Origin of the sequence: uncultured Microbacterium sp., assembly GCF_964244775.1 — a bacterium.
GTDB lineage: Bacteria > Actinomycetota > Actinomycetes > Actinomycetales > Microbacteriaceae > Microbacterium.
The window spans coordinates 391,341-410,911 of record NZ_CAXTJR010000001.1 but is presented as its reverse complement, the minus strand read 5'-3'; the positions used below and the strand labels follow the sequence as shown (position 1 = coordinate 410,911).

The following is a 19,571-nucleotide window of genomic DNA, read 5'->3' as shown; positions in this document are numbered from 1 at the left end:
TTATCCAATCCAACCCGAAAGGAGGTGAATCATGACCAAGAACCGACCAACCCACCGTCACTGCGCTCGCCGCTCCGTGCGAATCCGCGTGACGACCCAGACGGACGAGCAATCGACTATTCGGTCCGCCCAGATCCTTACGAGCGCCGCACTCCAGAAGGCGCTTCTCGAAGCGGAAGCTGCGGCGGAGCACGCGTCTCGAGCCCCCCAGGCAAGAGACCTGACCTCAGCCGACGGCTTGTCTATCGGTTTCGACGAAGGAGCGCATCGTGCCTGATGCATTTGCCTTCACCAGGCTCTACCTCCCGCGACCGATCGAACCGCTCGCCGTCACCGCTATGCTGGCTCGGCTCACGGCGTCCGACGTACCGAGGCCGCTCTCGTTCGAGACGCGGGCTGGGGACGATGGCATCCAGTTCATCCTGGGATGCACCTCTACGAGCGTGCATCAGCTCAAGCACTTGCTTCGAAACGCGTTCTCCGGCGTCGTGTTCGACGGGGTGACCCGCGCTTCGATCGCGGCGAGTGCTCGAGTCGAAGCGCGTCAGCGAGGCCTGCCCACCGGGGCAGTCGATCCGGAGCAGCTCACTTCGGCCATTTACAGTGCGCTGGCCGCTCGGAATAAGGGCGAGACACTCGTATTTCAAGTAGTGCTCGGCCGAGCCAGGTCGCCGCAACAAGTGCGCTCTGATACTCCCGACCCACTCCAACCGACGACATCGCGACTCTGGCACGGCGTCAAGAGAGCAGCCCCCGAGACCAAACGCCGACTGCAAGCGCATGCCGCCGAAGCTCGACTCCAGGTGGCGCTACGAATCGGCGTGAATGGCCCTGATCCAAAACGGCGCGAAGCGCTGGCCCGCGGGCTGTTCGGCAGTCTTCATGGCCTCGAGGCGATTGGGGTCAGACTGCGGCTCGTCCGCGAGTCAAGTGCCCTGCTCGACGCAGCCAGCCCGGCGTACGCCCGACTCGAGTTGACGACACCAGAACTGACCCCGCTACTGAGCTGGCCACTCGGCGAGCGCGAGCTCCCCGGAGCAGACCCGCTCCACCCGAAGCGCATCCCGGTGCCAACTGAAGTGTCAGACACTGTGAGCGTCTTCGCGGTAGGTACCGCACCTGGCCCTGAGCGGCTCGTCGGGATCACAGCCGACGCCCGACTGTCACATGTGTCAGTGATCGCACCCACAGGGGCAGGGAAGACGGAGGCAGCGCTTGTGCCTTGGCTACTCGCCGATGTGCACGCGGGCCGACCCGTCTGCTTCATCGATCCGAAAGGACAGGGCGTGTCGTACGTGCTGGACTGCCTGACGCCGGAGGAAGGCGAGCGCGTCGTGCTTTTCGATCCGTCGGACTCGGACGGGACCGCCGGGTTCAATCCGCTTGATGCTCGGGGACGGGACCCTTACGCCGTGGCCGACAGCATCCTGGCTGTCTTCAAGAGCGTGTTCGCCAATGGCTGGGGACCCCGCACAGAAGACATCCTCTACGCATCGGTGCTCAGCCTGGCTATCGACGGTCAATCGAGGGAAACACCGCACACCCTGCTGGACATCTCTCGACTGCTGACTGACCCCGTCTTCCGCCGCTCTGTCGTCCCGTCCGTCGCCGCCGAGCCCGAGATCGCTCGTTTCTGGGGACGTTTCGAATCGCTGAAGCCAGCTCAGCAGGAGAACGAGATCGCCGCACCGATGAACAAACTTCGTCGGTACCTGATGCGCCGCGGTGTCACGGCCATCCTCGGCCAGGCCGAGCCGCAGTTTCGTCTGCGCGACATCTGGAAGGGTGACCGGATCGTAATGGTCAGCGTGAACGAGGCACTCGGCGGGACTGAGACCAGCCAGCTCATCGGTGGGCTCATCTGCTCGGAGATCTTCCTTGCTGCGCAGGAACGCGCCACGGAGGCCCAGCCCAAGAAGCGCCCCGGCTTCGTGTATGTGGACGAGGTGCGCAAGTTCCTTCGTCTCCCAGTGCCCCTCGAGACCGCGCTCGAGATCTCCCGCTCGTACGGGGTCGGGTGGGCACTCTTTGGGCAAGGCTTCTACCAAATGAGCACCGAGCTCGCCGATGCGATCGAGGTCAACACAAAGAGCAAGGTGACCTACGCGACCAGTGCGCGCGAGGCCAAGCGCATCGCAAGCTCTAGTCCGCATCTGAGCGCCGAGGACATTCAGATCCTCCCCCAGTACGAGGTCTATGCCAACGTCCTGACGGCCTCCGGACCCAGTGGCTGGTTCTCCGCACGAACCCTCGCGCCACCACAGCGTCTTGGGAACGGTGCAGCCATACGAGCAGCTCAGCGCCTTCGACAGCAGGTATCTCTGCCAACGAAAGAAGAACCTCGTGCGTCAGTCACTCCTGACGGGGTCGAGCCGTCAACTCCCTCACATCTGAAGCGGAGGCGAGCATGAATGCCTCACCCTATGCACTCCTCGCAAGTGGTGGCGGTGCGCCAGTCGATGCGCCGGTCGCAGCTCTTACTCGGTGCACCATTCGGCCATTTTCCGGCCTCTTCCGTCTGTCCTGGGATGGGACTCCCGCTCAGATGAGCGGTGCTGGGGCCGACCTCACAGACGGCGCAGGAGGTGCTTCATGACCGACTCTTGGAACCCCTCGATGGTCCGTAAGCTCGAGGCGCTACTTACTGAGCGAGACCGCCACATCCTCGAAGACCTCGAGCGTTTCCGGGCGCTCACGACGCGGCATATCCAGCGGCTGCACTTTCCAGCTGGCCCGCATGGCCTGCACGCCACTGTCCCCACGGCGACCCGCCTGGCCAACCGCGTCCTGCTCCGGCTGGAGGCGCACAGCTTCATCGCGCGCATCGAGCGCCGCGTCGGAGGGCCTATTCGAGGCTCGGCCGCCATCACCTGGCATCTCGCTGCTGCCGGCGAACGACTGCTGCGCGCCTTGCGCGGCGAGCCGGGGAGGCGACGCTACGTCACCCCCTCGCGGAGCTTTCTCGCACACACACTCGAGACAGCTGAGGTCGCCGTAGCGCTACATGAACAGGAGCTGCGCGGAGCACTCGACATACTCGAGCTCGACGCCGAACCGAGCTGCTGGCGCCCTTTCCAAGGACCGCTCGGCCTGCTCACACTCAAACCTGACCTATTCGTCGTCATCGCCAACGACAAGGTTGAGGCTCACGTCTTCGTCGAGGTCGATCGGGGCACCGAACACCTGCCCACCGTCATTAAGAAGTGCCGCACCTACCAGCAGTATCGGCAGACCGGCATCGAGCAGGCCCGCAGCGGCATCTTTCCGGCTGTGCTTTGGACCACGCCCAACGAAGCGCGCTCAGGCAAGCTCCGGTCCGCCATCCGCGCCGAACGCGATCTGCCGAGCGAGCTCTTCACCATCTGCGAAGCCGCGTCAACGCTCGACGCACTGACCGGCTTCCTCCACCCATCACCAGCTAACCGAAAGGAGGTTTCATCATGACCACTTCATCACCCCAAACACATTTCAACTTCGACTCGACGCTCCCGGCGTCACTTGACCAATCCGAGACAGCGCTTCAGATCCTCGACGACTGGAGCTACGGCGACACAAACGTCGCCGATGAGGGCATAGCCCGCATGCTTGCCGCCACGATGCACGACGGCCCCGGCAGCGCCCTCGAAGCTTTCGCGGCAACAGGGGACCTCGACGCCGAACGAGCGCTGAACGAACTCAACGAGGTCACCGTGCCTCTGGAGCGGGAGGCATGGGTCGACGCGCTTGGCCACTACATCCTCACGAAGGGAGGCCGATCATGAGCGAATACCAACCACATACCGCTCCGGAAGCACGACCGGCTAACAAGCGTCAGACGCCCGACTGGCGACGCCTCGAAGTCGCGCAGGGTCGCTTCGCGCGGATGATCTCGGACGGTATCGCACAAGCGACGGCCGAACACACCGAAGTCGATGACGACACCGCCCGCTGCATCGCGCATGTCCTCGGCCGCGCCCACGGACGCGAGAGCGCCCTGGCGGACTTCGGGCGCACCGGAGACGGCCAGTACCTGAACCTTCGCGACGAGTACCTCATGCTCTACACCGACGAGCGTGCCGATGCGATCACAAAGGAACTCATCGACTGGTTCGGGACCTATCTCGTCCAGCGAGAGAACACTGGCACCGGGCGGCAGTTCATGAACGAACATCTGCCACCGAAGCTCGACCTGCTCCTCGTGCGAACTCGCGTCCGTGTCGGCGGGCAGCACTTCGTCGTCAATGTCCCGGCCAGCTGGGACAGCGGCGAGGTCGATGGCCTCATCGAACTCCTGAGCGACCTGCAGCTCCCCGAGGACCACGCGCTCCAAGCCTTCCTCTCGCTTCCCGACGTGAGCGTCGGCACCGACGATCTCATGGAGAGCTTCCACGAGGCGTTCGCCGGCGCGTTCAATAGCGAAGAAGACGCCCTGCGCGCGCTCAGCCCCCTCGAGGACTGGGAAACAAGCCTGGTGGACTGGTGCATCGACCAGGGCCTCGAGTACGACGCACTCGACTGGAACTACGCGCCGCTCATGGCCAGGTTGCGCGACATCTACGACGTCGTCGAACGGGAGGAGGTGCTCTATGTCTTCGTCAAGTAGCGCGGCCCGTCCGCGGGGAAACCACCGCGCCCCTCGGAAGGGCGGTCGGGTACTCACCGGGCGCAGCGTTCGCGTCGAGGGGACGCGGCGCACTGAGCTGGACCTGCATCACCTCGGCCGCGCGCTGCTCCGCCTCGCCCAAGAACACTACGACGCACAGGATCACGCTGCCAGCACTAAGGCCGCTGCGGCGCCCCACGAGGCCGACACAGCCACGAATAGGTGGGCGCGGGGCACCAGTGGCGCCGCGGCCCAGCTAGGCCGCCTAGCGGGCACAACCGGGTAACGCACGCCGAATCGTCGTTCCACGAACACATGGAGGATGCCATGAAAAATCATGACAATCGGGGTGATTTCTACAACGCCGAGCCAACACCGGTGGACCCCCAAGAAATAGCCAGGAGCGCCGCTCCGGGACTGGACTTCGAGGGCAAGAAGAGCGTTAATCCGGAGGACCTAAGCGGAGGGAACCCAGTCATGACCCCACAAAGCCCCGGAATCGCAAGTCCCGAGGTAGCCGTCAATTCACTCGACGGGCTCGAACATCTACTCAAAGCACCATCGACAGCAATCGAACACGTCGGGGTTGCGCAGGCAGTCATCTATCTGCGTGTCTCGACGCCACGTCAGCTCCACACTGCGGCAGACCTCGACGAGGATGGAAATAGCATCGCTACCCAGCGCGTAGAAGCGCTCCGCAAGGTGCGCGAGCTCAGCGCGACAGTGGCAAAAGAGTTCGTCGAGCCTGGACAGTCCGCGCAGACGATATCAAAGCGTGCCGAATTCCGAAAGCTCCTGCGCTACGTCGATGAGCACCCCCAGGTGAAGTACGTCGTCATCTACATGCGCAGCCGCGTCTTCCGAAACTTCACCGATGCGGCGATCACCAAACGGGCTCTTCTCGAGAAGGGTGTCCGCTTGATCTCCGCCAAGGAGGAGTTCGGAGAGGGCTACATGGCAGATGCTATGGAGGCCATCACCGACATCATGAACGAAGTCCAGGTCCGTATGAACGGCGAGGATGTGAAGGTCAAGATGGCGCACAAAGTCGAGCAAGGCGGCACGGTCGGACGTGCCAAGCTCGGGTACCTCAACGTCCGCAAGGACTTCAACGGGCGGCTCGTGAACACCATCGATGTCGACTACGAACGCGCGCCACTCGTCGCGTGGGCCTTTGAGCAATACGCGACCGGGCGATACTCGATCTCCCAGATGACACACATGCTGGAAGAGCGCGGACTCACCACGCGGCCGTCGCCGTCCCGACCTGCACAAGCGGTCAGTCGAAGTCGACTCGCGCTGATCCTGCGCAACCCGTACTACACCGGAATCATGCGCTACAAAGGCAACCTTCATGTCGGCCGGCATGAGCCGCTGGTCTCAAAGGAGACCTTCTTGCGAGTCCAGGAGGTTCTCGACCACCGCAACCGCAAAGGCGACCGTGACATCACCCACTTCCATTATCTGAAGGGGCTCCTTGTCTGCGGTGAGTGTGAAGATGCGGGGCGCAAGAGCCGGCTGGTGTACAGCCAGAACGCGGGCAACGGAGGCACGTACGAGTACCTCGTCTGCGCCGGTCGGCAGCACAAGCAGTGTTCGATGCCGTGGCTGCGGGTCGAACAGATCGAGGCCGAAGTCATCGCCGAGGTCGCACACGAAGGACTAACACCGGAAGCCATTGAAGGCATCCGCGGAGCCGTACAGAAGTCGATCGCCAACATTCTCGCCGAAGACCGCGACGTGAAGAATCAGCTCACGAAGCAACTTAACAAACTTGAAGCGCAGGAAGAGCGCCTCATCGAGCTCGCCGCGACCGGGTCGCTGCCGATCGCGAAGATCCGCGAGCGGATCGAGAAGGCGACCCTACAGAAGGAGGCGATCAAGGAGCAGCTGGAGGTGACCGTCGACCGACTCAACTACGGCACCGACACGGCGTTGGCCTACATCGACCTGCTGCGTGAGCCTGGCGAGCTGTACAAGCGCGCGTCAGACACAGTGCGCAGAGACCTTCTCACGGCGTTCTTTGACCACCTGACTGTCCGGATGGATGACGACCGCATCAGTGTCACCGGGCAACGCCAGACGGTGAACACCAGAATCCGCGAGATTTCCGGCGGAATCGAACTCGCGAGAGCTGAAGAGTCAGAGAAAACAAGAACTCCCCGCACAAAGGCGGGGAGTTCAGATCGTTCCATAGCCAGTTCATTTGACCATGGTTCGAGTAACGTTCGTATGGCTGGGGTACCTGGACTCGAACCAAGAACAAAGGTACCAGAAACCTCCGTGTTGCCAATTACACCATACCCCAAGGCGGTGGGCGCCAGCCCGTGCCAAGGATCAAGTCTAGTCGACGCGGGCGGCGCCTCCAAACTGAGCAGCCCACCCGAGCACGCACCGCGCTCAGCCCGCGAGGTGCTCCACCAGCGCGCCGAGCCGGCGGACCGACTCCAGCTTGCCCAAGAGCTCCATCGACTCGAACAGCGGCGGAGAGATCCGTCGCCCGCTCAACGCCACCCGCAGTGGTCCGTAGGCGACGCGCGGCTTCAGGCCGAGCCCGTCGATGAGCGCTGACGAGAGCGCATCCTGCACCGCGGCCGCGGTGAACTCCGCCTCGGGCACCAGTTCGAGCGCACCCACCGAGGCGACGAGCACCTCACCGCCATCGGCCGGCAGCGAGGCCAGCGCGTCGTCCGCATAGTCGAGCGTGTCGGTGAAGAGGAACCCCAGCAGTGCGGGTGCGTCCCCCAGCACCTGCATGCGCTCCTGGACGAGGGGTGCGGATGCTGTGATCATCGCCTGCTGTTCGCCCGTAGGCGGGTCTGCCACCACGCCTGCGGCGGCCAGGTACGGCACCAGGCGCGCGGCGAAGTCGGCGGGCTCCAGCATTCGGATGTGATCGCCGTTGATGGATTCGGCCTTCTTCTGGTCGAACCGTGCGGGGTTCGGGTTGACATCGACGATGTCGAACGCCGCGACCAGTTCGTCGAGCGAGAAGACGTCGCGGTCGGGTCCGATCGACCACCCGAGCAGCGCCAGATAGTTCAGAAGCCCTTCGTGGATGAATCCGCGCTCGCGCTGATGGAAGAGGTCGGCTTTCGGATCGCGCTTGGAGAGCTTCTTGTTGCCCTCTTCGCCGAGCACGAGCGGCATGTGCGCGAAGCGCGGGATGAACGTCGTGACACCGGCATCCACGAGCGCTCCGTACAGCGCGAGCTGCCGCGCCGTCGACGGCATCAGGTCTTCGCCGCGGATCACGTGCGTGATGCCCATGAGCGCATCGTCGACCGGATTCACGAAGGGATACAGCGGGATTCCGCCCGCACGCACGAGCACGAAGTCGGGGAACGAGCCGGCGGGGAAGGTGACCTCGCCGCGGATCAGGTCGATGTAGGTGAGGTCTTCGTCCGGCACGCGGAGCCGCCAGGCGGGCTCGCGGCCCGCGGCACGGAAGTCGGCACGCTCCTGGTCGGTCAGATCCCGGTCGAAGTTGTCATAGCCGAGCTGGCGGGCACGGCCGCGGGCATCGTTGCGCGCGTCGATCTCCTCGGCGGTGGAGTAGCTCTCGTACACCGCGCCAGTCGCCTTGAGCTTCTCCAGCACATCGAGGTGCAGGTCGTGCCGCTGGCTCTGCCGGTAGGGAGCGTGCGGGCCGCCGACCTCCACGCCTTCGTCCCAGTCGATCTCGAGCCACCGCAGAGCATCCAGCAGCTGCTGGTAGCTCTCCTCGCTGTCGCGTGCCGCATCGGTGTCTTCGATGCGGAAGACGAGTGCCCCGCCGTTGTGGCGTGCGTAGGCCCAGTTGAACAGCACGGTGCGGATGAGGCCGACATGCGGCAGTCCGGTCGGGCTCGGGCAGAAGCGGACGCGGACGTCGGCTCCGGTGGCGGTCGTGGTGCGAGGGTCTGGTGAGGAAGACATCGGCACCCAGTCTAGGCGCGGGCGCTCAGCCGGCCTGGGGCTGCGACGCGACCGGCCGCCTCGATCGGGTGCCGGCAGTAGCCGAGCGCACTAGGCTCATGCCCGACCCTGCACCTCGCCCCCAGGAGACGCCGATGATCCGTGCCCGTGCCGCCGCCCTGCTCGCCGCCTTCGCCGTCACCGCCGTCGCACTCGCAGGCTGTGCGGGCGGTACGCCCGCCGCGACTCCGACGATCACCGCGACCGTCGCCCCGACGCCCACTCCCACACCCACTCCCACACCGACTTCGACTCCGACTTCGACGGTGGCGAAGACAGCCGTCTTCCCCACCGATTGCGCGTCCGTGGGCACCGCGGCGTCGCGGAAAGACACGGTCGACAGCATGACTCTGCAGGGCGACGGCACCGGGTTCGTCCGGCCCGCGCCGGACGGCGCCACCCTCAGGCTCGGCTGCGATTGGATCGTCGGCGATGCCACCGGCATCCTCCTCCTGATCAGCGAGGCCACTCCCGCAGCCGTCACCTCTGCGGTCGATACGCTCCCCGGGCTGGGTTACACCTGCTCGACCGCGCGTGCGGGCAACCCCCTCTGCACGATGACGATCCACAACTCGCAGTACCCAGTCGATGCGGTCGAGACGATCTACGCGCGCGACAACGTCTGGATCTACATGTCCGCGAGCAACATCGACGGCGGGCAGCTGCTCTCCGACCTCGCCGTACAGATGTGGCCCTGAGGATGCGTCCCGTTCGCGGTCGACCCGCGAGACGTAGTCAGGCGTCCCGCGCGGTGTTCCGCAGGATGCCGAGGCCGGTGATCTCGACCTCGATGACATCACCGCCGACGAACGGCCCGACGCCCGCGGGCGTGCCGGTGAGGATCACATCTCCGGGCAGCAGCGTGAACGCGGCCGACGCATACGCGATGATGTCGGCCACCGAGTGGATCATGTCGCTGATCGGGCCGTCCTGCTTCACTTCGCCGTTCAGGCGCGTGACGATGCGGGCATCCTCCAGCGCGAACTCCGTCTCGATCGCCGGACCCAGCGGACAGAAGGTGTCGAAGCCCTTCGCCCTGGCCCATTGGCCGTCCGTCTTCTGCAGGTCGCGGGCGGTGACGTCGTTGGCGATCGTGTAGCCGAACACGTAGTCCAGCGCGTCGTGTGCCGGCACGTTCTTCGCGATGCGACCGATGACGGCGGCGAGCTCGCCCTCGAAGCTGGTGAACGACGACTGGGTCGGCCGCACGATCGCGTCGCCCGGTCCGATCACCGAGGTGTTCGGCTTGAAGAACAGCAGCGGCTCGGCGGGCACTTCGTTGCCGAGTTCGGCCGCGTGCTCGCGATAATTGCGTCCGACGCAGACGACCTTCGACCGCGGTATCACGGGCGCGAGCAGCGAGATGTCGCGGAGCGGCACGCGCTCATCGGTCGTCTGGAAGCCGGCGAACATGGGGTCGCCGTCGAGGACGACGAGCTCGCCCCCGTCGACGATCCCGTAGCGGATGGCGTTCTGGTGGCTGAAGCGGGCGATCCTCACCCGTCGAGCCTACTCAGCCGTCGAGGCGCACGAGCCAGTCGTGCGTGTCTTCGCGGCGCCCGTACTGGATGTCGGTGAGCTCTTCGCGCAGCGAAAGCGCGAGCGGCCCGATCGGCTGCTCGTCGAAGAAGTTCTTGCCTTTCAGCAGGCCGATCGGCGCCACGACGGCAGCGGTACCGCACGCGAACACCTCGACGATGTCGCCGGATGCCACACCTTCGCGCCACTCCGCGAGCGCGACGTTGCGCCCGACCACCTTGTGTCCGCGGTCGGCGGCCAGCTGCAGGAGCGAGTCGCGGGTGATCCCTTCCAGGATCGAGTCCGACTGCGGCGTGACGAGCGTGCCGTCCTTGTAGACGAACACGATGTTCATTCCGCCGAGCTCTTCGACATTGCCGTCCTGGTCGAGGAAGACGACCTGGTCGCAGCCCTCCTCGTACGCTTCGGCCTGGGGCAGCAGGCTCGCCGCGTAGTTGCCGCCGGTCTTGGCGGCCCCCGTTCCGCCCTTGCCCGCGCGTGCGTAGTCCTCGCTCAGCCAGATCGAGACCGGCTTCGCCCCGCCCTTGAAGTAGGGGCCGACGGGGCTGGCGATCACGTAGTAGTTGACCTTGTTGGCCGGGCGAACGCCGAGGAAAGCCTCCTTGGCGAACATGAAGGGGCGCAGATACAGGCTCTGATCGGCGGATGCCGGAACCCAGGCGCCGTCGACGGCGATGAGCGCCTTGAGCGACTGGATGAAGTAGTCCACCGGTAACTCGGGCAGCGCGAGCCGGCGGGCGCTGCGCTGGAGCCGCAGCCCGTTCTGGCGCGGCCGGAACGTGTGGATCGAGCCGTCCGCGTGGCGGTACGCCTTGATGCCCTCGAAGATCTCCTGCCCGTAGTGCAGCACCGCGGCCGCCGGGTCGAGCGCGATCGGGCCGTAGGGCTGCACGCGCGGGCGGTGCCAGCCGCCGCCGACCGACCAGCAGATGTCGACCATGTGATCGGTGAAGGCCGTGCCGAAGATCGGATCGCGCAGCAGCTCTTCGCGCTGCGCGGGCGACTTGGCCGCGAGGTTCTTGGTCACGGCGAACTCCAGCGAGGGGAGTCCGGTCTCGGTGTCGATGAGGGTCATGTCACATCCATGCGTGTCGTGCGCGGGCGAATCGGGCGGTGGATCCAGGTTACGCCCGGAGTCCTGCCGCGATGGCGTCGCCGATCTGCGCAGTGGTTCTGGCGGTGGTTCCGGCGGTGTCGTCCCGGCCTGCGATGTCGTCCTCCACCGCGCGGGTGACGCGAGCGGATTCGTCCCGCAGCCCGAGATGGTCCAGCAGCAGGGCGATGGAGAGGATCGCAGCGGTGGGATCGGCTTTCTGCTGTCCCGCGATGTCGGGCGCCGAACCGTGAACGGGCTCGAACATCGAGGGGAACGCGCCGTCCGGGTTGATGTTGCCGGATGCGGCGAGACCGATGCCACCGGTGACGGCGCCGGCCAGGTCGGTGAGGATGTCTCCGAAGAGGTTGTCGGTGACGATCACATCGAAGCGGCCCGGGTTCGTGACCAGGAAGATCGTCGCCGCGTCGACGTGCAGATAGTCTACGGTGACGTCTGGATGCTCGCGCGCCACCTCATCGACGATGCGCTGCCAGATTCCTCCCGCGTGCACCAGCACGTTCGTCTTGTGCACGAGCGTCAGCTTCCTCCGGCGCCGCTCGGCGAGGTCGAACGCGTAGCGCACCACGCGCTCGACGCCGAAGGCGGTGTTCACCGAGGTCTCGTTGGCGATCTCATGGGGCGTGCCGCGGCGGATCGACCCGCCGTTGCCGACGTACGGCCCTTCGGTCCCCTCCCGGACGACGACGAAGTCGATGTCGCCGGGCGCCGCGAGCGGCCCCGGAGCGCCCGGGTACAGTTTCGACGGACGCAGGTTCACGTAGTGGTCCAACTCGAAGCGGAGCTTCAGCAGGAGTCCGCGCTCGATGTTGGCATCCTTCAGCCGCACATCGCCGGGCACTCCCCCGACGGCGCCGAGCAGGATCGCATCGTGTTCCTTGATGGCGTCGAGATCGGCATCCGTCAGCGTGTCGCCGGTCTCGAGGAATCGCGCCGCGCCGAGTGCGAAGCGGGTCTTGTCGAAGCGGATGCCGGAGCCCGCGGTCGCCGCATCGAGCACCTTCTCGGCTTCGGCGATGACTTCCGGCCCGATCCCGTCGCCCGGGATCACGGCCAGTCTCACGGTTCTGCTCTGCACGCCCGGCATTGCGCTCCTTCTCTCGGTTCCCAGCGTATCGGGGTGCACCCGCATCGCCGGATCCGGGTCAGTGGTCGACGGGCACGGGCTTGTGTCGACCGCCCAGCGTGAAGGCGGCGATGAGCGCCGCCACCACGATGAGCCCCGCACCGATCAGTGCGGTGACACCGACGCCCGCGTCGAACGCGTGTGCCGCTGCATCCCGCAGCGCCTGTCCCATCGCCTGGTCCAGAGTCTCGGATGCGGCGACCGCACCGGCGAGCGTCTGGCTCGCCGCATCCGCAGCGGAGTCGGGGATACCTGCGGGCAGTACGAGGCTGGCGCGGTAGAACGCGGCGAGGAGTCCGCCCATGATCGTCGTACCGAGGACGGCGCCGAGTTCATAGGCGGTCTCCGACACGGCGCTCGCGGCGCCGGCCTTCGCCGGCGGAGCACTCGCGAGGATCAGCTCGTTCGAGACGGTCTCGGCCGAGCCGATCCCGATGCCGAGTGAGACGAAGGCGCCGATCAGCAACGGCAGCGCACCCGTGTCTGCGGCGATGGCCACCAGGACATAGCCGAGCACCGAGAACCCGAGCGCCGTGGGCACCACGATGCGCGGTGCGACGCGCTTGGCGATGGGCACGACACCGATTCCGGCGACGATCATCGCGAGGAGTCCGGGTACGAGCGCGAGCGCCGCATCGAGGGGCGAGAGCCCCACGACCAGCTGCAGGTGCTGCGCGACGAAGTACAGGAAGCCGACGAGACCGATGACGCTCAGCAGGTTGACGAGCACCGACCCGGTGAAATTCGCACGGCGGAACAGGCGCATGTCGAGCATGGGCGTCTCGAGTCGGTTCTGCCGACGGACGAACAAGACGCCGAACACGACGCCGACGACCACGAGAACCAGAGGCAGGGCGCTTTCGGTGCCGTGCACCGCGAACTCCTTGATGGCGTAGACGATCGGCACCATCGTCCCGAGCGACAGCACGACGCTGAGCGCGTCGAAGCGGCCCGGATGCGGGTCACGGCTCTCGGGCACGAGGATCGGCACGAGGATGAGCAGGGGCACGAGCACCGGCACGGCCATCAGGAAGACGGCCCCCCACGCGAAGTGCTGCAGGAGGATGCCGCCGACCACCGGTCCGAGCGCGGCGCCGGCCGAGAAGGCCGATGCCCAGATCGCGATGGCCATGCGACGCTGGTCGCGGTTGGAGAAGATGCTGCGCAGCAGCGACAGGGTCGAGGGCATGAGCATCGCGCCGAAGATGCCCATCGCGGCGCGCGCGGCGATGAGCCACTCGGCACTCGGGGCGAACGCCGCGAGTGCCGAGACGGCACCGAAACCGGCGGCGCCGATCAGCAGCATCCGTCGGCGCCCGAATCGGTCGCCGAGCACGCCCATCGTCACCAGGAGGCTCGCCAGCACGAGCGGGTAGGCATCGATGATCCAGAGCTGCTGCGTCGCGGTGGGCTCGAGGTCGAGCGCGATCTGCGGCAGGGCGAAGCTGAGCACGGTGTTGTCGACCGACACGAGCAGCACGGGCAGCATGAGCACGGCGAGCGCCGCCCAGCCGCGCCAGCCGACGCGGGTGCTGTCGCCCTCGGCGATCGCGATGTCTTGAGTGAGTGTTGAAGCCATGATTTATAAACCGTCCAGCCGGTATAGTATCAAACTTCCCTGCGCTGTCGCCAGTAGTAACGATGGATACGATCGGAACCATGAGCCGACCCCCGCACGCCCGCGAAGTGGTGCTCGACGCGTTCGAGTCGCTCCTCGTGGAAGACGGCGAAAGAGCGGCGACTCTGGATGCCTCGGCCCGCCGGGCGGGAGTGTCCAAGGGCGGCCTGCTCTACCACTTCGGATCGAAGGACGCCCTGGTCGAAGGGCTGATCGAGCGTTTGCGCGCCCTCTCCGTCGAAGACATCGAAGAGATCAGGGCGTCGCCGGAGGGACCCGTCGCAGCCTTCATGCGAACCTCGATCATGACCGGGAGCGCGCTGGACCGCACGATCATCGCACTCTCGCGACTCGCGCAGAACGGTCATCCCTCCGCGACGGACGCGCTGCGCGATCTGCGCACCCTGTGGGAAGACGCCGTGCGGCCGGAGGCGAAGGACGAGACCGCGCTCCAGCTGATCATGCTCGTGAGCGACGGTCTGTATTTCAACAACGCGCTGACGGTCGGGGGCGTGCCGGGCCCCGTGCCTGTCGGCGAAGATCTCGATGCGCTGATCGCCCTCGTACTGAGGGCAGCAGGTCGCTGACGGCGTGCGCCTCAGCGCGGAACAGGCTCTGCCGCAGCCACACCGAAGAGGATGAGCCCGAGCCACACGCCCAGCGCGACGCAGGGCAGGCAGATCCCGAGTGCGAGCGCCCAGTCCCCCGCCGTCACACGCCTGCTGTCGTCGGGTGGTGCAGCGCCGAAGGAGAAGATCCGCACCGGACCGCGCTCATCCATGAACGACCTGTCACGCGCATCGGTCGTGCCGACGAACAGTCGCCGCACACCCACGCGCCACACGAACCCGAGCGGAACCAGTCCCATCACGAGGAACACGATCGCGACGACGAGGTTCGCTGCGCCCCCCGGCTGGAACGAGGCGAGCAGGAAGTCGATGCCCAGCCCGACGAAGAGAACGGGCCACGCCCACAAGACCACTGGTGTGCCGAAGCCGCGGGCGAAGATCAGCCCTATCGCGGCCGCCGCGAGGCCCCCGAGGATGCTCAGCGGCGTGAAGATCGCCACCGCGTCCGGGCAGGGGGTCTCGATCACGTACGGGCCACCCGACGCGCACGAGCCGCCGAGTCCCATCAGCATCCGCCCCGACTCGAAGAGCAGGGTGAAGCACAACGAGAACAGCAACCACGACACGACCGACCCGAGAATGCGGGCCGCCGGGGTGTTCAGGAGACGCATGCGCTCACCGTAGCGGCGGGCCCGGCGTGCGCCTACGGCTCGGTGATCTCGATCTGACGGAACATATCCGCCTGCACAGCCTGGTGCAGTTCGGTGAGCATCTCATCCGGAACCAGCGAGTCGACCGTGAGCACCGACAGTGCGCGTCCGGTCGCGTCGGGATGCGCCACCTGGAGGCCGGCGATGTTGATGCCCGCATCACCCAGGCGCTGGCCGTAGATCGCGACGATTCCGGGGCGGTCCGCGTAGCGCATGACGATGTGGTGCTGCTCGAACGGCACCTCGATCTCGTACTCGTTGATTCCGACGACCTTGGGCACCATGCGGGTTCCGGCGAGAGTGCCGGCCACCGAGAGCACCGTTCCGTCCGAGAGCGTGCCGCGCAGCACCGTGAGGTTGCGGTACAGCGGGCTGTCGGCCTCGACGATCAACCGCGTCTCGATCCCGCGCTGCTCGGCGAAGAGCGGCGCGTTCACGTATGACACGTTCTCGCTCACGATGTTCGTGAGGATGCCCTTCAACGCGGCGAGCCGGTACACGCTGACGTCGTAGGCGGCGAGCTCACCGCGTACCTCGATGTCGAGGCTGGTGAGGGCTGCCGACGCGAGCCCCGTGAAGAACTGGCCGAGCTTCTCGACGAGGGCGATGCCCGGGCGCACGAACGGGTCGATGATGCCGCCTGCGACGTTGACAGCATCCGGAACGAGGTCGCCTTCGAGAGCGAGCTTGACCGAGCGGGCGACCGAGACACCCGCCTTCTCCTGCGCTTCGTCGGTGCTGGCGCCGAGGTGCGGTGTCACGACTACGTTCGGCAGGGCGAGCAGGTGCGACGCCGACGAATCGGCGGCCGGGGGCTCGGACGTGAAGACGTCGAGTCCGGCGCCGGCGATCACACCGGTGGTGAGCGCCGTGTACAGCGCCTCCTCGTCGATGAGGCCGCCGCGGGCGACGTTGATGACATAGGCGGTCGGCTTCATGAGCGCGAGCTGCTCGGTGCTGATCATGCCCGTGGTCTCGGGAGTCTTGGGCATGTGCACGGTGACGAAGTCGCTCTGGCGCAGCACCTCGTCGAACGAGAGAAGCTCGACCTGCAGCTGCTGTGCACGTGCGGGGGTGACGTAGGGGTCGTACCCGACGACGCGCACACCGAAGGCGCGCAGCCGCTCGCTGATCAGGCCGCCGATGCGGCCGAGGCCGACGATTCCGACAGTCTTCTCGAACAGCTCCATGCCGGTGTAGGCGCTGCGCTTCCACTGACCGCCGGCGAGCGATGCGTGGGCGGCGGGAATGTGCCGGGCCAGGCTCAGGATGTGGCCGATCGTCAGCTCGGCCGCCGAGATGATGTTCGAGGTGGGGGCGTTCACCACCATGACGCCGGCGGTCGTGGCGGCCTTGATGTCCACGTTGTCCAGGCCCACACCCGCGCGGGCGACGACCTTGAGCACCGGAGAGGCGGCGATCGCCTCGGCATCGATCTTCGTCGCCGACCGCACCAGAACCGCGTGCGCGTCAGCGAGACCCGCGAGCAGCGCCGCACGGTCGGTCCCGTCGATCTGCCGGATCGCGAAGTCGGGACCGAGTGCATCGATCGTGGCGGGAGACAGTTCTTCGGCGATCAGCACGACAGGCTTCGACACAACAGGCTGCGACACGGAGGTTCCTTCGGGGCGGTGCGCGATTGCGCGAAGCAGAGCGGATGCCGCGCCGCACGCCAGAGGGGGGCTCAGCGTCTTTCAGCCTACCTCGGGCGATCTGCCGACCCGGACCGTATGACGCCCCGCAGTGCACCCTCGATCGTCGCAATGCACCCTCGGTGAGGGTGCATTGCGGGGCGGGTCAGCCCAGCAGCGACCCGCCGTAGGCATATGCGTAGGCGAGGATGCTCATCCAGAACACGGCGACGAGCGCCAGACCGGTCAACAGGATCGCGGCGAATGGAAGCGCACGACGGCGGTACCCCACGGCGAAGGCGATCGCGAAGACGATGATCGGGAACAGCACAGCCAGGAGCAGTACGAGCCACCCGAGGCCGTTGATGCCGAGCACTCCGCTCGCCTGATAGGCGAGGAGCGTGGCCGCATTCCAGACGACATACGCGTACAGGAGACCGAAGATGCCGGAGATCGTCGCAACGATCCAGACCGGCAGGATCGGTGCGCGCCGCGTCGAGCTCGGAGCTGGAGTACCCATCACGAACCCACCGCCCCCACCATGATGAACGGCCACGGGACGAGCAGGACGACGCCGACGAACAGCAGCAGCCAGCGGAGCCACACTCGCCCTCCGCGGGTGAGCCACACGACTGTGCCGAACCAGATCGCCGGGGCGAGGATGGCGAGCAACAGCGCGACGAGGTTGCCGCCCGTCCACAGCGGAGATGCGGCGCCGTCGGATGAGACGAGGAATCCGGCAACGCTGTGCACCCGGAGGCCACCGACGATCCAGCCGACCGTCCAGAGCGCGTAGATGCCGCCGAGGATGCCGAGCGTGATGAGGGCGACATTGCCGAGCGGAGCGCGATCGGTCGGCATGGTGACTGTGCCGTCCGCCGCGACATGGCCCACAGTGCCGCTGTCTTTGCCGACGGCGGTGAAACCTGTGGGCAGCGCGGGCGGTGCAGGAGCGGGCTGCGCGGGCTCGGGGGTCTCGATCTCCGCCGGTTCCGCGTCGCGCGCGGTCGCAGCGATACCGGTATCGAGCGTGGGATCGTCGTCGCCGTCCCACGACAGCGCGTCGTCATGTCGGGCGGTCATGCACTCAGCGTAAGTCAGAGTGCGCGCAGTCGGTTGCCGCGCTTCTCGTGTGTCAGCTCGACCAGGCCAAGTTCTTCCAGGAGCGGGGGGACGTACATCCCGAACCGACCGCGATACCCCTTGCGCTGGCCGTACCAGCCGTCCACCGGATTGTCTCCACTCCGACCCCACGCCTCGAGGGTGCCCTCAGGTGCGTCCTTCTGCTCGTCGGTCGCACCGAGGTCGACCCAATCGCCCTGCGCACGGAGCCATGTGACGGCGTCGTCGATCGCGGATGCGAGATAGGTGAGCTTCGTCGAACCGACCTGACAGACCAGCAACGGCGGATCCGCCGTGTCGTCGCGGTACATCGTGTACGCCGATGATCCGGGCGCGGTGGTCAGCTGCCAGGGATCCTCTTTCGTGCCGGAACCGGTCATCGGGTCCACCTTCCATCCGTCACGGTCAGCGTAGCGACATCGGGATGCCCACGGCAGGAAAGCGGCCCGGCCACCGATCCCCTGGTTGGGGGGACGATGGCCGGGCCTGAAGCCGTGCCGGATCGGACGGCGGTCTGGATGCCGGGGCTCAGCGCGCGAGCATGTGCGCTAGCGCGCGGCGCTACCCTCGGTGTAGTCGGCGTCCTGCTGCTTCCACGCGAACAGGGCGCGCAGCTCCTTGCCGGTCGCCTCGATCGGGTGCGCCGCACCCTTGGCCCGCAGCTCGAGGAACTCCGGAGCACCGGCATCCTGGTCTGCGATGAACTTCTCGGCGAACGCTCCCGACTGGATGTCTGCGAGGACGGCCTGCATGTTCTCCTTGACGTGCGGGTCGATCACGCGCGGGCCCGAGACGTAGTCGCCGTACTCGGCGGTGTCCGAGACCGACCAGCGCTGCTTGGCGATGCCGCCCTCCCACATGAGGTCGACGATCAGCTTGAGCTCGTGCAGCACCTCGAAGTAGGCGATCTGGGGCTGGTAGCCGGCCTCGGTGAGGGTCTCGAACCCGTACTGGACCAGCTGCGACACGCCGCCGCAGAGCACGGCCTGCTCACCGAACAGGTCGGTTTCGGTCTCTTCGGTGAAGGTGGTCTTGATGCCGCCGGCGCGAAGGCCGCCGATCGCCTTCGCGTACGACCACGCCGTTTCCCACGCGCCGCCCGATGCGTCCTTCTCGACCGCGACGATCACGGGAACACCGCGACCCGCCTCGTACTCGCGACGGACGGTGTGGCCGGGGCCCTTGGGGGCGACCATGACGACGTCGACGCCGTCGGGCGCCTGGATGTAGCCGAAGCGGATGTTGAATCCGTGGCTGAACAGGAGGGTTTTACCCTCGGCCAGGTGGTCTTTGATCGAGTCGGCGAAGATGCCGCGCTGGTGCTGGTCGGGCGCCAGGATCACGATGACGTCGGCCCAGTCGGCGGCATCCGCGACCGACTTGACCTCGAAGCCGGCCTCTTCGGCCTTCTGGATCGACGTCGACCCCTCTTTGAGGGCGACGACGACCTCGACGCCCGAGTCGCGCAGGTTGAGCGCGTGCGCGTGGCCCTGCGAGCCGTAGCCGACGATGGCCACCTTCTTGCTCTGGATGAGCGACAGGTCGGCGTCGGCGTCGTAGAAGATCTCGGTCACTTTGTTTCTCCTTGTGTGTTTCCGGTCGT

At 66.3% G+C, this 19,571-nt stretch carries 17 protein-coding genes, 1 tRNA gene and 1 pseudogene; 7 read left to right on the top strand and 12 right to left on the bottom strand.

The window, feature by feature from the left end:
- The first annotated feature begins 443 nt into the window (after positions 1-443).
- The 5 genes and pseudogenes from ACFE6Z_RS01950 to ACFE6Z_RS01930 form a co-directional block, all read left to right on the top strand.
- Positions 444-2,411, top strand: coding sequence for a type IV secretory system conjugative DNA transfer family protein (locus ACFE6Z_RS01950; RefSeq protein ID WP_375384001.1), 1,968 nt, complete (start codon positions 444-446; stop codon positions 2,409-2,411).
- 181 nt (positions 2,412-2,592) lie between these two features.
- Positions 2,593-3,444: a replication-relaxation family protein gene (locus tag ACFE6Z_RS01945; RefSeq protein ID WP_375384000.1), complete on the top strand. Its 852-nt coding sequence runs from the start codon at positions 2,593-2,595 to the stop codon at positions 3,442-3,444.
- Positions 3,441-3,761 carry a hypothetical protein gene (locus tag ACFE6Z_RS01940; RefSeq protein WP_375383999.1) on the top strand — a complete coding sequence of 107 codons (321 nt, stop codon included), beginning with the start codon at positions 3,441-3,443 and terminating at the stop codon, positions 3,759-3,761. Before ACFE6Z_RS01945 ends, ACFE6Z_RS01940 begins: the two co-directional genes overlap by 4 nt.
- A complete protein-coding gene (locus ACFE6Z_RS01935) occupies positions 3,758-4,582 on the top strand; it encodes a hypothetical protein (protein ID WP_375383998.1) in 825 nt (274 codons plus the stop codon). Before ACFE6Z_RS01940 ends, ACFE6Z_RS01935 begins: the two co-directional genes overlap by 4 nt.
- 315 nt (positions 4,583-4,897) lie before the next feature.
- A pseudogene (locus tag ACFE6Z_RS01930) lies at positions 4,898-6,220 on the top strand (recombinase family protein); the annotation flags it as partial.
- Positions 6,221-6,815: 595 nt separating this feature from the next.
- On the opposite strand, the gene ACFE6Z_RS01925 reads toward ACFE6Z_RS01930, so the two are convergent.
- Positions 6,816-6,890: transfer RNA gene (locus tag ACFE6Z_RS01925), tRNA-Gln, on the bottom strand.
- A 92-nt stretch (positions 6,891-6,982) separates the two neighbouring features.
- Positions 6,983-8,500, bottom strand: a complete 1,518-nt coding sequence (gltX, locus tag ACFE6Z_RS01920; RefSeq protein WP_375383997.1) for a glutamate--tRNA ligase — start codon at positions 8,498-8,500, stop codon at positions 6,983-6,985.
- Positions 8,501-8,634: 134 nt separating this feature from the next.
- On the opposite strand from gltX, the gene ACFE6Z_RS01915 reads away from it, so the two are divergent.
- Positions 8,635-9,237, top strand: a complete 603-nt coding sequence (locus tag ACFE6Z_RS01915) for a hypothetical protein (protein WP_375383996.1) — start codon at positions 8,635-8,637, stop codon at positions 9,235-9,237.
- Positions 9,238-9,274: 37 nt separating this feature from the next.
- Here the strand turns inward: ACFE6Z_RS01915 and ACFE6Z_RS01910 are convergent, their stop codons facing one another.
- The 4 genes from ACFE6Z_RS01910 to ACFE6Z_RS01895 are packed head-to-tail and all read right to left on the bottom strand — an operon-like array spanning position 9,275 to position 13,897.
- Positions 9,275-10,039, bottom strand: a complete 765-nt coding sequence (locus tag ACFE6Z_RS01910; protein ID WP_375383995.1) for a fumarylacetoacetate hydrolase family protein — start codon at positions 10,037-10,039, stop codon at positions 9,275-9,277.
- A 13-nt stretch (positions 10,040-10,052) separates the two neighbouring features.
- Positions 10,053-11,153 (bottom strand): branched-chain amino acid aminotransferase, encoded by a 1,101-nt coding sequence (locus ACFE6Z_RS01905; RefSeq protein WP_375383994.1) that lies wholly within the window; start codon positions 11,151-11,153, stop codon positions 10,053-10,055.
- A gap of 49 nt (positions 11,154-11,202) precedes the next feature.
- Positions 11,203-12,279 (bottom strand): 3-isopropylmalate dehydrogenase, encoded by a 1,077-nt coding sequence (locus ACFE6Z_RS01900; protein ID WP_375383993.1) that lies wholly within the window; start codon positions 12,277-12,279, stop codon positions 11,203-11,205.
- Positions 12,280-12,337: 58 nt separating this feature from the next.
- On the bottom strand, positions 12,338-13,897 hold the full coding sequence (locus ACFE6Z_RS01895; RefSeq protein ID WP_375383992.1) for an MFS transporter: 1,560 nt from the start codon (positions 13,895-13,897) through the stop codon (positions 12,338-12,340).
- Between the two features lie 80 nt (positions 13,898-13,977).
- On the opposite strand from ACFE6Z_RS01895, the gene ACFE6Z_RS01890 reads away from it, so the two are divergent.
- Positions 13,978-14,523 (top strand): TetR/AcrR family transcriptional regulator, encoded by a 546-nt coding sequence (locus tag ACFE6Z_RS01890; protein WP_375383991.1) that lies wholly within the window; start codon positions 13,978-13,980, stop codon positions 14,521-14,523.
- Between the two features lie 11 nt (positions 14,524-14,534).
- On the opposite strand, the gene ACFE6Z_RS01885 is transcribed toward ACFE6Z_RS01890, so the two are convergent.
- The 6 genes from ACFE6Z_RS01885 to ilvC form a co-directional block, all read right to left on the bottom strand.
- Positions 14,535-15,176, bottom strand: coding sequence for a hypothetical protein (locus ACFE6Z_RS01885; protein ID WP_375383990.1), 642 nt, complete (start codon positions 15,174-15,176; stop codon positions 14,535-14,537).
- 32 nt (positions 15,177-15,208) lie between these two features.
- Positions 15,209-16,813: a phosphoglycerate dehydrogenase gene (gene serA / locus ACFE6Z_RS01880; protein ID WP_375384632.1), complete on the bottom strand. Its 1,605-nt coding sequence runs from the start codon at positions 16,811-16,813 to the stop codon at positions 15,209-15,211.
- Between the two features lie 199 nt (positions 16,814-17,012).
- Positions 17,013-17,366 (bottom strand): bacitracin resistance protein, encoded by a 354-nt coding sequence (locus tag ACFE6Z_RS01875; RefSeq protein WP_375383989.1) that lies wholly within the window; start codon positions 17,364-17,366, stop codon positions 17,013-17,015.
- Complete coding sequence (locus tag ACFE6Z_RS01870) at positions 17,366-17,929, bottom strand: DNA polymerase III subunit gamma/tau (RefSeq protein WP_375383988.1); 564 nt, start codon at positions 17,927-17,929, stop codon at positions 17,366-17,368. Before ACFE6Z_RS01870 ends, ACFE6Z_RS01875 begins: the two co-directional genes overlap by 1 nt.
- A 14-nt stretch (positions 17,930-17,943) precedes the next feature.
- Entirely contained in the window at positions 17,944-18,348 is a 405-nt protein-coding gene (locus ACFE6Z_RS01865) for a DUF6855 family protein (RefSeq protein ID WP_375383987.1), read from the bottom strand.
- Positions 18,349-18,516: 168 nt separating this feature from the next.
- Positions 18,517-19,542 carry a ketol-acid reductoisomerase gene (gene ilvC / locus ACFE6Z_RS01860; RefSeq protein ID WP_375383986.1) on the bottom strand — a complete coding sequence of 342 codons (1,026 nt, stop codon included), beginning with the start codon at positions 19,540-19,542 and terminating at the stop codon, positions 18,517-18,519.
- Positions 19,543-19,571: the final 29 nt, after the last annotated feature.